General features: G+C 72.4%; 13 protein-coding genes. 1 reads left to right on the top strand and 12 read right to left on the bottom strand.

The window, feature by feature from the left end; genetic code table 11:
* Nucleotides 1-13: 13 nt before the first annotated feature.
* Nucleotides 14-502: a hypothetical protein gene (locus ACI1MP_RS10725; RefSeq protein ID WP_404868534.1), complete on the top strand. Its 489-nt coding sequence runs from the start codon at nucleotides 14-16 to the stop codon at nucleotides 500-502.
* 685 nt (nucleotides 503-1,187) lie between these two features.
* Here the strand turns inward: ACI1MP_RS10725 and ACI1MP_RS10720 are convergent.
* The 12 genes from ACI1MP_RS10720 to fxlM all read right to left on the bottom strand — a co-directional run bounded on the left by ACI1MP_RS10720 (nucleotide 1,188) and on the right by fxlM (nucleotide 13,117).
* The gene (locus tag ACI1MP_RS10720) at nucleotides 1,188-1,934 is read right to left on the bottom strand and encodes a phytanoyl-CoA dioxygenase family protein (protein ID WP_404868533.1); all 747 of its coding nucleotides are present in this window, start codon (nucleotides 1,932-1,934) and stop codon (nucleotides 1,188-1,190) included.
* Nucleotides 1,935-2,061: 127 nt separating this feature from the next.
* Nucleotides 2,062-2,304 (bottom strand): hypothetical protein, encoded by a 243-nt coding sequence (locus ACI1MP_RS10715; RefSeq protein WP_404868532.1) that lies wholly within the window; start codon nucleotides 2,302-2,304, stop codon nucleotides 2,062-2,064.
* A gap of 202 nt (nucleotides 2,305-2,506) precedes the next feature.
* Nucleotides 2,507-4,516 (bottom strand): ABC transporter ATP-binding protein, encoded by a 2,010-nt coding sequence (locus ACI1MP_RS10710; RefSeq protein ID WP_404868531.1) that lies wholly within the window; start codon nucleotides 4,514-4,516, stop codon nucleotides 2,507-2,509.
* 37 nt (nucleotides 4,517-4,553) lie between these two features.
* Nucleotides 4,554-5,069: an NUDIX domain-containing protein gene (locus ACI1MP_RS10705; RefSeq protein WP_404868530.1), complete on the bottom strand. Its 516-nt coding sequence runs from the start codon at nucleotides 5,067-5,069 to the stop codon at nucleotides 4,554-4,556.
* Nucleotides 5,066-5,542: a GNAT family N-acetyltransferase gene (locus tag ACI1MP_RS10700; protein WP_404868529.1), complete on the bottom strand. Its 477-nt coding sequence runs from the start codon at nucleotides 5,540-5,542 to the stop codon at nucleotides 5,066-5,068. The genes ACI1MP_RS10705 and ACI1MP_RS10700 overlap by 4 nt, the downstream gene beginning before the upstream one ends.
* Nucleotides 5,539-6,123: a class I SAM-dependent methyltransferase gene (locus ACI1MP_RS10695; RefSeq protein WP_404868528.1), complete on the bottom strand. Its 585-nt coding sequence runs from the start codon at nucleotides 6,121-6,123 to the stop codon at nucleotides 5,539-5,541. Before ACI1MP_RS10695 ends, ACI1MP_RS10700 begins: the two co-directional genes overlap by 4 nt.
* Before the next feature lie 283 nt (nucleotides 6,124-6,406).
* Nucleotides 6,407-6,892, bottom strand: a complete 486-nt coding sequence (locus tag ACI1MP_RS10690) for an NUDIX domain-containing protein (RefSeq protein ID WP_404868527.1) — start codon at nucleotides 6,890-6,892, stop codon at nucleotides 6,407-6,409.
* 33 nt (nucleotides 6,893-6,925) lie between these two features.
* Nucleotides 6,926-7,813, bottom strand: coding sequence for a phosphotransferase family protein (locus ACI1MP_RS10685; protein WP_404868526.1), 888 nt, complete (start codon nucleotides 7,811-7,813; stop codon nucleotides 6,926-6,928).
* Complete coding sequence (locus tag ACI1MP_RS10680) at nucleotides 7,810-8,310, bottom strand: NUDIX domain-containing protein (protein ID WP_404868525.1); 501 nt, start codon at nucleotides 8,308-8,310, stop codon at nucleotides 7,810-7,812. The genes ACI1MP_RS10685 and ACI1MP_RS10680 overlap by 4 nt, the downstream gene beginning before the upstream one ends.
* On the bottom strand, nucleotides 8,307-9,683 hold the full coding sequence (locus tag ACI1MP_RS10675; RefSeq protein WP_404868524.1) for an NUDIX domain-containing protein: 1,377 nt from the start codon (nucleotides 9,681-9,683) through the stop codon (nucleotides 8,307-8,309). Before ACI1MP_RS10675 ends, ACI1MP_RS10680 begins: the two co-directional genes overlap by 4 nt.
* Before the next feature lie 159 nt (nucleotides 9,684-9,842).
* Nucleotides 9,843-11,021 (bottom strand): hypothetical protein, encoded by a 1,179-nt coding sequence (locus ACI1MP_RS10670; RefSeq protein WP_404868523.1) that lies wholly within the window; start codon nucleotides 11,019-11,021, stop codon nucleotides 9,843-9,845.
* A 5-nt stretch (nucleotides 11,022-11,026) separates the two neighbouring features.
* Nucleotides 11,027-13,117, bottom strand: a complete 2,091-nt coding sequence (gene fxlM / locus ACI1MP_RS10665; protein ID WP_404868522.1) for a methyltransferase, FxLD system — start codon at nucleotides 13,115-13,117, stop codon at nucleotides 11,027-11,029.
* Nucleotides 13,118-13,135: the final 18 nt, after the last annotated feature.

The following is a 13,135-nucleotide window of genomic DNA, read 5'->3' as shown; positions in this document are numbered from 1 at the left end:
GAAGGTGTGGTAGATGTTTCCCTCACAGAGAACGAGTCGTGTTCGGGAGGTCGATGTGAGGGAAGTAGTCGCTTCGGTTGGAGCCCGATACTCGCGGGCGGCCCTCGCGAGCCTCCCGCCGGCACTGCTGCTGACCGACGCCAACCGGATGCTCGCCCTGAGTCGGACCAAGGGCTATCTGATGGCTCGGACCGGCCAGTACCCGTGCGGGGTCATCCAGGTGGGAGACGGCCACAGGGTCGTCACTACCGACCTGTTCCGGCTTCTGGAGGTGGACGACACGGGCATCCGGCGCACGTTCGCAGAATTGCCGCCAGCCGTCCCCCTGCCGGTGGCCAACACGCTGCTTTCGCTCTGCCGTACCACGGGCTACAGGCTCGCGAGGACCGGCCAGTATCCGTGCGCCGTCCTCCGGCTCGGGAAGGAGTACCGGGTCCGCAAGAACGAGCTGCAACGGCTCCTTCGGGTCGCGGACCTTTCCAGCGGTAGGGCCGTGGCGTGATGCGATCGAGGACGGGTACCGAGTTGGTGGGCCAGTTCCTCATCTGGGTGGGGATAGTCTGCGCCTTCGCGCTGTGGGTCCTCGCTGCGGTGGCGGTGGCAGGATGGCTCGACAAGATCGGCTTGTCAGGCATCCTCGTCCCTAGGCGGTGAACGACCCGAACGGACTGGCTGCCGAGGGGCGGCGCCCTCGGACGTCACCGTCGCGTTCGCCACCGCGCGGACAAGGCAGGTGCTCGATGAGCGCCATGCCCCACTGTGCAGGCTCGTGTTGCGCGGCTACGCCGGCCGGGCAGTCAACGGGCGCCACCGTTGGCGATGTGGCGGGCGATCCACAGTGGGCACGCTGAGCCTTGGTGCGGCGGGGAGTGGGCGCGGATCCCCCGGGAGCCACCCACGCATCACCATGATCCCGTACAGCACCAGGGCCCTTGCGCCGGAGGCCGGCGACCGTCCAGCCTCACGGGCGCACCTCGAAGCCCTCGGTCGCCGCAGGTGACACTGCAAACGGAGGGGGTCTACCGTTTGCACACGGTTCAGCACCACGTGACAAATCACGCCGGCCAGCCGGTCGATGCCCCAGGCAGGCCGAGCACGGCCAGCGAGCACGTCCGCCAATCACCCTGTCGTGGTCGGCGGACGGCGGCGGGGCGGAGGCTGGCGCCTGCTTTACCGTGGCGAAGTCCTCACCACCGCCCAGGGGGTGCGAATTCCGCCAGCGGGTCCGTCACGGCCGTATGCCAGCGCTCGCGGTGGCCGGCAGCGCGCAGCCGGAAGTACACGGTTTCGCGGCGCTCGTCGTCGGCCGTGCCGAAGTGGCCGCCGATGTTGTGGGCGAGCAGGTAGTGGACGAGGACCATGCTCCCGGTCTTGCCGGTCACCTGGATCGGCGCGGGAAGCTCGACCGGTGGGTAGGGCGCGGCACCGCGCAGGGCGTCTGCGCCGTGGTGGCGCAGCCATGCGGCGGTAGTCAGGTGCGTTCCAGGCCACACCCACAGGTTCCCGCGGTCGGGGTGGAGCTGGTCGGTGAGCAGGAGGCCCGCGAGCACGGTGAAGGTGCCTGGGCGTCCGTCGTCCTCGGTGGGGGTGAGACCGTCGATGTGCGGGGCGCCGGGATGATGTGGGTGTGGGGGCAGGGTAAGTGCCAGCTGGGCGACCTCGGGTTCCGGGAGGGCGAGCTCGGGCCGTAGGAGCGGGCGGACCGCGTCGCTGATGCCGCTTTCCTCGTAGAGGTCGCGCAGGCTGCTGTGCTCGGCGAAGGCCGGCCACAGGAAGTAGGGGCCGGTGGCGCCCGGGGCGGGTGGCTGCTCCGCCAGGTGGTCTTCGACCAGCGAGCGCCAGCGGCGTACCTGCCTAGGGCTGAGGACGTCGGGCACGACGCAGTAGCCGTTTCGGTGAAATCCATTGATGAGAGAGCGAGTTGGCGTCTCCATCCCGCTATGGAATCGGCAACCGGCGGCGGTGGGCAACCGGATTTCGAGGTTGGAGGTCAGGCACGGCGCGCGGGAGGGAACGTGCGGCGGTGCCCGGTGGCGCCGGCGGGTCTGTGGTCCTGAGGGGTTACCGGGCGCCGGCCGACGGCGGCTGGTCATCTGCCGCGTCGGCGGTCGACGCCGGACCGCCGGTTGCGATTCGGGCGCGGACCCGGGCGGCGATGGCGGCCATGTCGGCGGGGAACCGGGCTTCGAGGTCGATGCCCGTCTCCTCCGCGATCACGAGGAGGGAGAACAGGCAGTCCGACAGTTCGTGGGCGAGGGCCTCGCGGTCGGCCGTCACGTCGGTGCGGTGACCCTCGTGGGCCATGACCAGCTTCGCGAGGTCGCCGACGAAGCCGAGTGCGTAGTCGGTGAGGTCCCAACGCCGTCCGAGCCGTTGGTCATTGAGCTGATCGTAGGGCGGCGACGACCTCGCGTACGGCGTTCTGCAGCCGCTTGGGGTGGGGCATCGTGTGCTCCAGGTGGTGGACGGGGGCGGGCGATCCGGCCGGGTGCCCGCCCGGCGGTGGTCAGGTGGGTTCTGTCGCCAGCTCGCTGCCGCGCTGGTGCGGTACGGCGGAGGCGTACTGGGCGGCTTGCAGGAGGTAGGAGGCGCGGTAGCGGCCAGCCGGGTCGGCCATCAGCTCTTCGTGGGTGCCCTGTTCGGCGAGGCGGCCCTGGTGGAGGACGTAGATGAGGTCGGCGTCGGCGGTGGCGGCGAGGCGGTGGGTGATCAGGATGACGGTCAGCCCCTGGTCGGCGAGTTCGCGGATGCGGGCGAAGGCGGCCACCTCGGACTGGGCGTCGAGGGCGGAGGTCGGCTCGTCGGCGATCACCAGGTGGGTGGGGCGTCCGCCGGGACCGTGGGTGGTGGCGCGGTGGTGGGTGCGGGCCATGCCGACGCGCTGCCACTGCCCGCCGGACAGCTGCACTCCGCCTTGGAAGCCGCGGGCGGCGAGGGTGTCCCAGCCGTTGGTCTGGGCCTCGACGATCGGGTGGAGGTCCGCGTAGTCGGCGGCGCGTTTGAGGAGGGCGGGGTCGTCGCCGTGTTCGGGGCGGCCGACGAGGACGTTGGCGCGCAGGGTGAACGGCCAGCGCTGGAAGTCCTGTTCGAGGACGGAGACGGAGGAGAACAGCTGGTCCCGGTCGGCGACGGCGGTGTCGGTGCCGTCCCAGAGGATGCGGCCGGTGTCGGGGAGGTAGAGGCCGCAGATCAGCTTGACGAGGGTGGACTTGCCGGACCCGTTGTCGCCGACCAGGGCGACGACCTGCCCGCGCGGAATGGTCAGGGTGATGCCGGTCAGGGCCGGGGTGCTGCGGCCGGGGTAGGTGAAGCCGACGTCCTCCAAGGTGATCGTGTCGGGGCGGTGCGGGAGGTCGGTGCCGCCGGTGGGGATGGCGCGGCGTTCGGACTCGCGCTGGAGACGTCCCAGGTCGGCGACGAACAGGGCCTCCTCGTAGAGGCGGTTCGCAGTGTTGACGAGGGAAGTGATGTCGGCGGCTCCGGTGCGGATGCCGACGACCGCGGTGCCGGCGACGGCGAGCGCCATCTGCCCGTCGTGGACGAGCCAGCCGAGGACGGCGAAGGTTGCGGCGGCGGCCAGCCCGGACAGGGCGGAGGCGAGCATGGAGGTGCCGGCGGCGGCGCCCGCGAGCCGGTTCTGCTCGCGCTCGGACGCTTCGGCCATGGCGGTGTAGTGGCCGAGGATGAACGGTCCGATGGCGTGGACGCGGACCTCGGGCGCGGAGTGCGGCTGGGTGATCAGCTGGGCGAGGATGGCGGCGGCCCGGTGGTGCTGGAGCCAGGCCATCGTCGAGCCGTAGCGGCGGCGGGCGGAGCGCACCGCGCCCCAGCCCTTCGGGGCCGCGATCAGCACCAGCATGGGCATCAGGACCGGGTCCAGGGTGAGGAGGACTCCGCCGGCGGCGACGAGGCCGAGTAGGGCGGTGAGGACGGCGATGCTCTGGCTGATCAGGCGGCGTACTGCCGCGGTGCCGAAGCGGGCGGACTCCAGCAGCCGGCTGAAGTCCGGGTCCTCCAGGGAGGCCAGTTCGACGCGGGCCGCGCGGGCGAGGAAGGCGACGGTGGCGGCGCGTTCGGTTTTGGGTTCGAGGCGGTCGCCGGCCCAGGCAGAGGCGATTCCCAGGAGCGCGGAGAGGCCGGAGGCGCCGCCGACGGCGAGCGCGGCCGGCAGCGCGGCGCGTAGGAGCTGGTCGGAGCTGCCGGAGGCGAACAGTGAGGCCAGGGCCCGGTTGGTGGCGAGGAGCCCGAACGCGGCGGCCAGGGCGCGGCCGATCTCGGCGAGGGCGACCACCATCAGCGCAGTGCGGTCGGCGCGCCAGGCCAGGTGCAGGGCGGTGCGGAGCATGCCGGGGATCTGGCGGGCGACGGCGAGAAAGCTGATCTTGAGCATGGTCTGCTCGTGGGAGGTAAAGCCGTAGTCGTAGCGCAGGGGGCCGCCGAACAGGAACTTCTCGCTGGCGGAGATGCTGTCCGCCGTGGCGGTGTCGGTCTTGCTCTCGGACGGGCGGGTCTTCAAGCGCTCTCCTTCGTGGGGAAGCTGCGGGCAGGTGTGGTCATCCGTTCTCGCCCGGGATCCGGGGCTCGGAGACGAGGTACTCGGCGCGGCCGGTGCGGCGGGCGGTGAGCGAGGCCCGCAGGGTGCGCAGGCGCCGCGGGCCGACGAGGGGCGACCAGTCGTCGACGGTGCGCACGGCGTGGCCGCTGTGTTCGGCGGGGTCGAGGGTGATCCGTTCGATCTCCCGGTCGGTGAGCCGGCCGCCGTCGAAGGTGACGCCGATCTTCCACGGCCACGGCGGTTCGGGCGGGGTGAAGGAGAGCAGCAGCAGGCGCGGCGCGTCGTCGAGGGCGGCGGGGACGAAGCCGATCTCCTCGGCGGTCTCCCGCAGTGCGCATCCCCACGGGTCTTCGCCCGGGTCGAGGAGGCCGCCGGGGTACTGGTACTCGCCGGGGTGGTGGACGGAGGTGAGCAGCAGCGGCCGGTCGTCGTGGTCGGTGAAGAACACGCCGGCGTAGGAGACGCCGTGCGGCAGGGTCGGGACGAACTGCTCGGGCGGGACGAAGGCGGTCACCGCACCCACCCGCCGGGGCCGGGTCGCAGCGTCATGAAGCCGTCGATGGGCTCGAAGCCGAGGGAGCTGTAGAGGGGTGCGCCGGCGGCGGTGGCGCGCAGTTCGACCGCGCCGCAGCCGCGGTCCTGGAGGGCTTCGACGAGGGCGGTGGTGACGGCGCGGCCGTGTCCGCGGCGCTGGTGGGCGGGGTCGGTGGCCACGGTGTGGATGCGGCCCCACAGGCCGGTGGGGAAGGCGGGGCCGAGGTAGCCGCGGTAGACGATGCCGATGGCGCACGCGGCGAGGCCGCCGTCGGTGGGGACGACGTAGGCGAGCAGGTTCGGGTCGGTGCCCAGGCGCTCGCGCATGTCGTTGCGGAAGGTGGTGCGCCATTCGTCGGTGAGCGGGCCGCCGTCCAGGACGGCGACGCGCAGGCGCAGCAGTTCGTCGGCGTCCTCGGGGGCGGCGGGCCGGACGGCGGTGGTGGGGGTCATCGGCAGGTCCTCTCCGGAGTGGGGTGGGTGGTCAGCAGGAGGCAGAGCAGCTCGTCGAGCGGGTACTCGGCCGCGTCGGCCCAGCCGAAGGAGCGCAGCAGGTCGAGGGCGGCCGAGCGCAGGCCGATCGACTCCCAGCCGGCGCGTTGGCGTTCGGCGAGCGGGGTGGTGACGAGGAGTCGGCTGCCGGGGGCGAGGAGGCGGCGGGCGCCGGCGACGGTCGGCACGAGGTCGACGAACGGGAGGAAGAGCCGGCAGGTGACGAGGTCGAAGGTGCCGGGCGGGAGCAGGTCCAGGCCGCCGCGGTCGGTGTCGAGGTGCCGGAAGTCGAGGCCGTCACGGGCGTGGTGCCGGTCCTGGGCGGTGGTGACGGCGATCTGGGAGAAGTCGACGCCCGTGGTGGTGAAGCCCAGGTCGTGAAGGGCGGCGGCGTATTCGCCGGTGCCGCAGCCCAGGTCGAGTGCCCGGCGGCCGGAACCCGGACCGAGGTGCTCGGCGAGCAGCGCGACCTCCTTTTCGGTGACGGGCCGGAAGCCCTTGCCCTGCTGGTAGTGGTCGTTCCAGTGGTCGGCGGCGGACACGGCCGCTCCTCTCGGTCGGGGCGTTCGGCGGGCGGGTCAGCTTGCGGGAGGGGAGCCGGGCGGGTGCAGCGGGCCGGGGGCCAAGCGCTCCAGCAGCCGGTCGACGCTGCCGTCGGGCCGGTAGAGCGTGCGGTGGGCGTACGGGTGCCGACCGCCCGGGAGCGTGGCGACGCCTTCCTCTCTGACGGTGCGGCCTTGGGTGATGGCGCGCAGCCGCAGGTCGACGTCCGCGGGCAGGGCCGCCTGCTCGCCGTTGGGCGGGAGGCGGTGGCGGCCGGCCGTCTCAGGCCCCGACCAGGGTGCGCAGGTCCTCCGAGGCGTCCCAGCCGTAGGTGGAGAATCCCCGCCCGTCGCCGGCAAGGTAGGCGGTGAGGGCGGCGTGCGAGGTGGGGAACATGGGGGTGGGCAGCGCGGCGGCGTCCATCCACAGGACGGCGAGGTGCTTGTCCGGCTCGGTGTTCGTCAGCTCGCCCCGCCAGGACGTCGCGGCGAAGACCGAGAGCAAGAACGGGCCCTTGCCGTCCCATCCGGCCTTGACCTGGATGGTGTGGACGAGCCGCAGCTGCTCGGGGTCGACGACCAGGCCCGCTTCCTCGCGCAGTTCGCGGGCGGCGGCCTCGTCGAGGCGTTCGCCCTCCTCGGCCTTGCCGCCGGGGACGGTCCAGGCGGGGACAGTGGACCAGGTGTCGTTGGCGTAGTGGACGCAGGCGACCTTGCCCGCCTTTTCGTCGTGGACGATGACGCAGACGGCCTGGCGCAGGGACTGCATGTGTGCTCCAACCGGTAGGAAGTAAAGGGGTGTTCAGGTAACCGGGTTCGGGTTGCGCAGCAGATCGAGGACGGTCCGGGCGTAGCCGATGACCTCCTCGTCCCGGTGGTGGTCCAGGGCCCAGCGCAGGGCGGCGGGGCAGTCGATCGCGGCCCACGCCCGGCACGCCGCCCGCTCCTGCGGCGTGAGGTCGCGCCCGTACCCGGCGGTGAATGCGGCACGCAGGTCAGGCCGGTGGGGCGTCAGCTGGAGCGTCACGCGCATCAGGTCGCGCCGGGCCGGGGCCTCGACGTGGCTGCGTTCGAAGTCGATCAGCCCGAGCGTCAGACGGTCGCCGTCGCGGCGCACGAGCCAGTTCCGTGGGCCGAAGTCGCCGTGGCAGTAGGCGAGCGCGGTGGGCGGGGGCTCGGTGCGGGTGGTCTCGGCCAGGACCTCGATGTCCTCGTCCGACAGGCGGGCGTCGCGTGCGCGAGCGAGCGCCCGTGCGCGTTCCCGGGCCCAGGGCAGGTAGTTGCCGACCGGAGCTCCGGCCGTCGGCTGCGCGTGAACGGTGGCCAGGAGCTGCCCGGCCTGCCGGTACACCTCCTGCTCCTCGGCGGTGGTGAGGGCGGTGCTGATGACCGGGGTACCGGGAAGCGCAGAGGTGACGACGAGCAGCGACCGGGTGTCCTTGGCGACCAGAACTGGCGTCCGGCCTTCGCCGAGGAATGGTGCGAGCAGCCGGTAGGCGGTGGTTTCCCGCTCGTGCATGAGCGCGTTCTTGTGGCGTTTGGCGAACAGGCGGCGCCCGCAACTGTCGACGGCCTCCCAGACGTTCGGGCACCCGGCGCGGTCGTGGGAGCGCACGCCGAGCAGCTCGTAGCGTCCTGCCGTCTCGCGGAGCAGCCGGTCCACGTCGTGGGGGACGGTGGTGGCGCTCATGCCGGCCAGCCGACGGTGGACAGGGTGCTGCCGCGGGTGATCTCGCCGAGCGCATGGGCGGTGTAGGGCACGATGTCGGCTGGGAGTTGGTCGAGAGGCCAGAAGCGTAGCGCGTCGCATTTATGGGGCTCGGCGTTTCGGACCTCGCCGTTGTAGCGGGTGGGCCGGAAGAACAGCTGGAGGCGGCTGCGGCCGTCGTCGGCGTCGAGGTGGTGCAGGGTGTGGACGAGCGCGAGGTCGTCCACGGCGATGAGGATGCCGAGTTCTTCCTCGGCTTCGCGCGTCATCGAGCGGGTGACCGTTTCCCCGGGCTCCATGTGTCCGGCCGGCAGGTGCCACAGACCGTTCGCGTAGGCGGTGTTGTGGCGCCGGCCGAGCAGCACCGTGTCGCCGTCGAGCAGGACGAGGTGGACGCCGACGACCAGGGTCAGCGGATCCGCCCTGGTGGCACGGGACGTGATCGCGGCGAAGTGGCGGGTGTCGTCGCGCGGATTCACGAGGTGCTCCCGGACGGCAGACCGGCCGCCTCGGCGAGCAGCGGCAGGTAGTGCCGCAGGTACGGCGGGACCTTCAGGTCGAGTACTTCGTCGAGGGGGACCATGCGCACGGCCAGGCCCTCGTCACCGAGCCGCAGATCGCTCTCGGGTCCGTCCCAGACGGCGTGCAGGACGCGGGTGAGCGGTAGGCCGAGGTCGGCGTGCGGGTCGGGGAGGGCCCGCTGTCCGGTGATCGCGATGCCGGCTTCCTCGCGGACCTCGCGCACGGCGGTCTCCTCGGGGCTCTCGTCGGCCTCGCGCCAGCCGCCGATCGGGGTCCAGTAGCCGGGCCACGGCATGCTCGGCCGGTCTTCGCGCCGGTGCATCAGCAGCCGGCCCGCGAGATCGGTGACGAGGACGAGGACACCCTCGAAGTCGTCGTGGGCCGGGGTGGGGCGTTCCAGGTAGAGGGGGATGCCGGAGCGGTGGGCGCGCAGGATCTGGCGGAGCCGCTGGTAGCGAGCGGGTCGCATGAGCTGCCGCCAGTCGTGGGCGGTCTCGAACCGCCACTCGGTGTGCTCGGCCGGATCGAGCCGGATCCGGGCCTGCTGCTCGGTCGTGAGGACGCCGCCGTCGAAGACGTAGCCGCAGACCGGGACGGGGTACTCGGTGCCGGCCTGTTCGTGGATGACGGCGACCAGACGCCGCCGGGCGATTACCTCGGGGTTCTCGGCGGCGAGGTCGAGGCCCAGCTCCTCCTCGGCCTCGCGCAGGGCGGTGGCGAAGGGCGTCTCGCCGTGCTCGACGTTGCCGCCCGGGAAGTTCCACACGGACGGGTCGATGGCCGAGCGCATCCCGAGGACGCGCCCCTGCGGGTCGGTGACCAGGAGGCAGCCGTAGGAGCTGGGCCGGGCGATGGTGGTGAGGTAGCCGCCGACCGGCCGCCAGCCCGGAATGCTCAGGCGACGGGTGAGCCACTCGATCACCGAGCGCTGCCCGTCGCCGGTCGGCGACAGGGCGTCCGGGTACGCCCACTGGTGGCCGTCGTGGTCCGGGGAAAGAGTGATCTCGGCGCCGTCCGGTACGACGGTGGTGAAGACGAACTGGCGCACCCGCCGCCCGCGCTGGTTGGTGAAGTCGAGATGCCGCGCGTAGTCCAGCGGCAGACCGGCGAGCCCGGTCTCCTCGGCCAGCTCGCGGGCCGCGCCCTCCGGCACCGTCTCGCTCTCCTCCCGGCCGCCGCCCGGGTACTCCCACAGGCCCGGCAGGACGTCACGCGCCGACCTACGGATCAACAGGACTCGTCCCGAGGCGTCCCGGACTACCACGCCGACGCCGATCCGTTCGATGCCCTCGCGTGCGGCGAGGTTCGTGAGTACGTCGAAGTCGATCACTGAACAGGCTCCTCGGAATCGCGGGCGGGCACGGCCGGCCGGCCGGAAGAGGTGATGCCGGCGGCGTGGGCGGTGAGGTGGTCCACGAAGACCTCCAGACGTGGCTGGTGTTCGAGCGGGCGGAGTCGGGCGTCGACACAGGGCGCGACAAGTGCGCAATCATGCACCGGAGTTGGACGGGGTCGCGCGAGCGGAGGTGACTGATGATGGCGCTGTTCGAACGCGACGCTCAAGCGGATTCCCTCCGGGCGAGCCCGGGTCGAACGGGGACTTTTCGAGCACCCCGCGCGCGTGCTCCAACGCTTCCTCCAACCGGGCGCGCAGGGCGTCCGGCAGGGGGGCAGAACCCAGTGCGCAAGCGGCGAGATCCCGTTCGAGTGCCGCGCGCTGGACTGGGTCGAGACGTCGTCGAACGCCTTCATGGGTGAGGAGGTCGCGCAGCGCGTAGCCGTCGCCGGAATCACTCGTTCGGCTGGTCAGGTGGGCGAGGAGGTTTCGGGCGGCGGGCGTGTCGGGGTCGGCCGCGTCGATGGCGGTCAGCGTGAGGCGGGTGGTGAAGACGGCCAGGCCCTCGTCCGGCTTGAAGGCAAGGCAGTGGCCGAGCGCTCGGTCGGCTGCCCTCTGGTCGCCGGGGCGGCACAGAGCGGTGAGCACGGCGGTGACTGCGTTCTCGCGCGGGTCGCCGGGCTCGGTGTCCTCCAGCAGCGCGAGGGCGCCGGGCAGATCGTCGGTGGTGGCGCGTGCGAGGACGCCGACCTGGCGGCCGTCGAGCATGCGCCGACCGATGCCGCGGTGTTCCTCGATGTGGCGCAGGGCCTCGCTCCAGCGGCCGGCGGTGGTGAGGGCGCGGGTGCCGTCGGCGATGACGACCCGCCACAGCCACGCCCGCACTTCGGCGCGCTGCTGGTCGGTCTCGGTCAGCTCGGCCGGGACGGTGATGCCGTCGAGGACGGTCTCGGTGGCGCTGGTGACGGCGCGGTAAAGGTCGAGGAGGAGTTGGTGGCTGCGCTGGTGGTGTCCGGCGCGGATGTGGAGGCGGGCGAGGTTGACGATCGGCTCCAGGCCGCGGATGGCGCTCATCGCCGGGAGCGGTCCTCGGGGCAGGTAGAGGCTGGCGTGGCGGTGGCACAGCTCGCGGGCGTGCTCGGGCAGGCCGAGATCGGAGGCGAGCAGCGCTGCCTGGTTGAAGACGGTGGATGCCTGGCCCGGGTCCGCCTGCCGGGAGGCCGTGTCGGCCAGCTCGCAGAGCCGGCCGACACGGGCGTTCAGGGGCAGGCACGCGGGCCGGATTCTGGCGACCAGTGGGAAGCGCCGGGCGACGGGTTCGGTCGGGTGCACGGCGGCTACTCCCAGGTGATGGTGATCGGGTGGTTCGGGCGCTCCAGGACGAAGCGGCCGGCCTCCGGGTCGGCGTCGCCGGGGGTGTCGGGGAGGGCGATGCGCAGGGTCCGGTCGCGGAAGCCGGTGTTCCAGACGCGGATCTGCTCGGCCACGAGGTCGGCGAGTGCGGCGCCGTCGGGGCCGTGGCCGATCACGCCGGTCTCGTAGGTCTTGCGGCCGTCGGTGGTGGGATCGCTGGGGCGCAGGGCGAGGTAGGCGAGGGAGCCGCCCTGGACGGTGGCCATGGCGCCCCAGCCGAACATCGGGGCGACGGTGCCGCGCTCGCGCGCGGAGCCGGTGACGCTCATCCGCATCAGGGAGTTGGGCAGGGTCAGGGCCAGCCACAGGTCCTGGTACTCGTACGTGGTGCCGGCGGGGATGGTCACCCTGGTCCAGGTCTCGTGGCGCCAGCTGTCGAGGACACCGAGCAGCAGGGAGGCGTCGACCGCCGCGTCCTGGTCCTTGTGGATCTGGAGGGTGATGTCGCCCTCGTCGGTGAGGGTGATGGCGCGGCGGGCGTCGTCCATGCTGCCGCGCAGCGGCATGAAGACCGCGAGCTGGTCGTCGACCGACATCCAACCGTCCTCGCCGCGCTCGAATGCGATGACCCGGCTGGCGGTGCCGCGCAGCCGCAGCGGCAGGACGATCCGGGCGGTGGGCTTGACCTGCTCCATCCACGGGGTGGGCATCTCGCTGGTGCTGACGGTGGCGATGACCCGGTCGAACGGGGCCGCGGCCGGGTGGCCGAGGGCGCCGTCGCCGAGGACCGCGTCGACGTTGGTGATGCCGGCGTCGGCGAGGTGCTTGCGGGCGCCGTCGACGAGGTCCTCGTCCACGTCCACTGCCACGATGTGCCCGTCCGGGCCGACGATGCGGCCAAGGTAGGCGGCGTTGACGCCGGTGCCCGCGCCGGCCTCGAAGATCCTCTCGCCGGGTCGGGCGCCGAGCTGTTCCAGCATCAGGGCGACGATCGCGGGCTGGGAGGCGGCGCTGATCTGGGTGCCGGAGCCGTCGGTCTTGGTGTAGGTGGGGTTGTCCGCGTACGCGGCCTCCAGGGGGACGCCGGGCAGGAAGTGCTCGCGGGGCACGGTGCGGAAGGCGTTCTCCACGGCGGCGGTGCGGATGGCGCCCTGTTCGAGCAACCGGTTGGTGAGGGCGGCGCGCAGTTCCTCGGTGGTCGGGGCGGCGGAAGCGGTGTCGCTGCTGAGCGTAGTCATGTGGGTGACCCCAGGAGTGGTGCGGATGGTGGACATCGAGGGCGCGGGGCCCTCGTCGGAGTGGAAGACGGCGTCCAACGCCCTTGCAGCCATGGCGGCTTGATGATCGACCGGCAGGCCGGCGCGGTTGGCGTGGAAGAGGAGGTGGTGCGCGAGGACCGCCCGGAGCCCGCGGGTCAGGTGGCCGTCGCGGGCGAGGCGGGCGAGGTCCTGCCCGGCCTGTTCGAAGGCGTGCACCCAGTCGCCGTGGTGGGCGAGCGGGGCGGTGTCGCGGGTGAGCGCCCAGGTGTCGAGGCTCATCAGGTGGCGCATCGCGGCAGTCAGGGCGGCCGCACGGTCGGGTGCCACGGGCTGCGGGGCGTGGCGGAGCTTCGCGAACTGGGCCCAGACGCCGCCCTGTTCGTACCAGTCGAGCCCAGCCGCGCGGAGCATGGCGGATACGAGGACGACGACGGTCTCGCTGCGGCCGAGGGCCGGCGGGTTCGGCCCGGCCGCCCGGGCCAGCAGGTGGCGGCTGTCGGCGTGGAAGAGGCGGTGGGCGATCTCCATGGCCTCGGTGCCGCCGAACGCCTCGGTCTCGGGCTCGTAGATCACGGTGGCCCAGGCCGTGAGGAGGCCCTCCTCGGCGAGGGCGTCCAGCAGGGAGGTGAGGACAGGCACGGGGGCGGCGGCCCGGTAGCGCAGTCGCAGGCCCTTTTTGCGCATGTGCCACCAGTCGTTCAGGTCGCCGTTGTCCTGGGCGAAGGTGAGTACGGGGGCCAGGTGATGGGCGGCGGTCGGTTCGACGGTGGCGGGGTCGGCGAAGGTGAGGTTGTGCTGGATCCAGCCGGTGGTCATCGTCTCGGTCCTCGGTCG

Origin of the sequence: Kitasatospora griseola (assembly GCF_044999035.1) — a bacterium.
GTDB lineage: Bacteria > Actinomycetota > Actinomycetes > Streptomycetales > Streptomycetaceae > Kitasatospora > Kitasatospora griseola.
Note: the sequence above shows the minus strand (reverse complement) of the source record. Positions and strands in the feature narration are given on the sequence as shown.

Bases quoted from the DNA above. Each gene is read 5' to 3' on its own strand.
- ACI1MP_RS10725 (WP_404868534.1), top strand. From the start codon at position 14: ATGTTTCCCTCACAGAGAACGAGTCGTGTTCGGGAGGTCGATGTGAGG.
- ACI1MP_RS10720 (WP_404868533.1), bottom strand. From the start codon at position 1,934: ATGGAGACGCCAACTCGCTCTCTCATCAATGGATTTCACCGAAACGGC.
- ACI1MP_RS10715 (WP_404868532.1), bottom strand. From the start codon at position 2,304: ATGGCCCACGAGGGTCACCGCACCGACGTGACGGCCGACCGCGAGGCC.
- ACI1MP_RS10700 (WP_404868529.1), bottom strand. From the start codon at position 5,542: ATGACCCCCACCACCGCCGTCCGGCCCGCCGCCCCCGAGGACGCCGAC.
- ACI1MP_RS10690 (WP_404868527.1), bottom strand. From the start codon at position 6,892: ATGCAGTCCCTGCGCCAGGCCGTCTGCGTCATCGTCCACGACGAAAAG.
- ACI1MP_RS10685 (WP_404868526.1), bottom strand. From the start codon at position 7,813: ATGAGCGCCACCACCGTCCCCCACGACGTGGACCGGCTGCTCCGCGAG.
- fxlM (WP_404868522.1), bottom strand. From the start codon at position 13,117: ATGACCACCGGCTGGATCCAGCACAACCTCACCTTCGCCGACCCCGCC.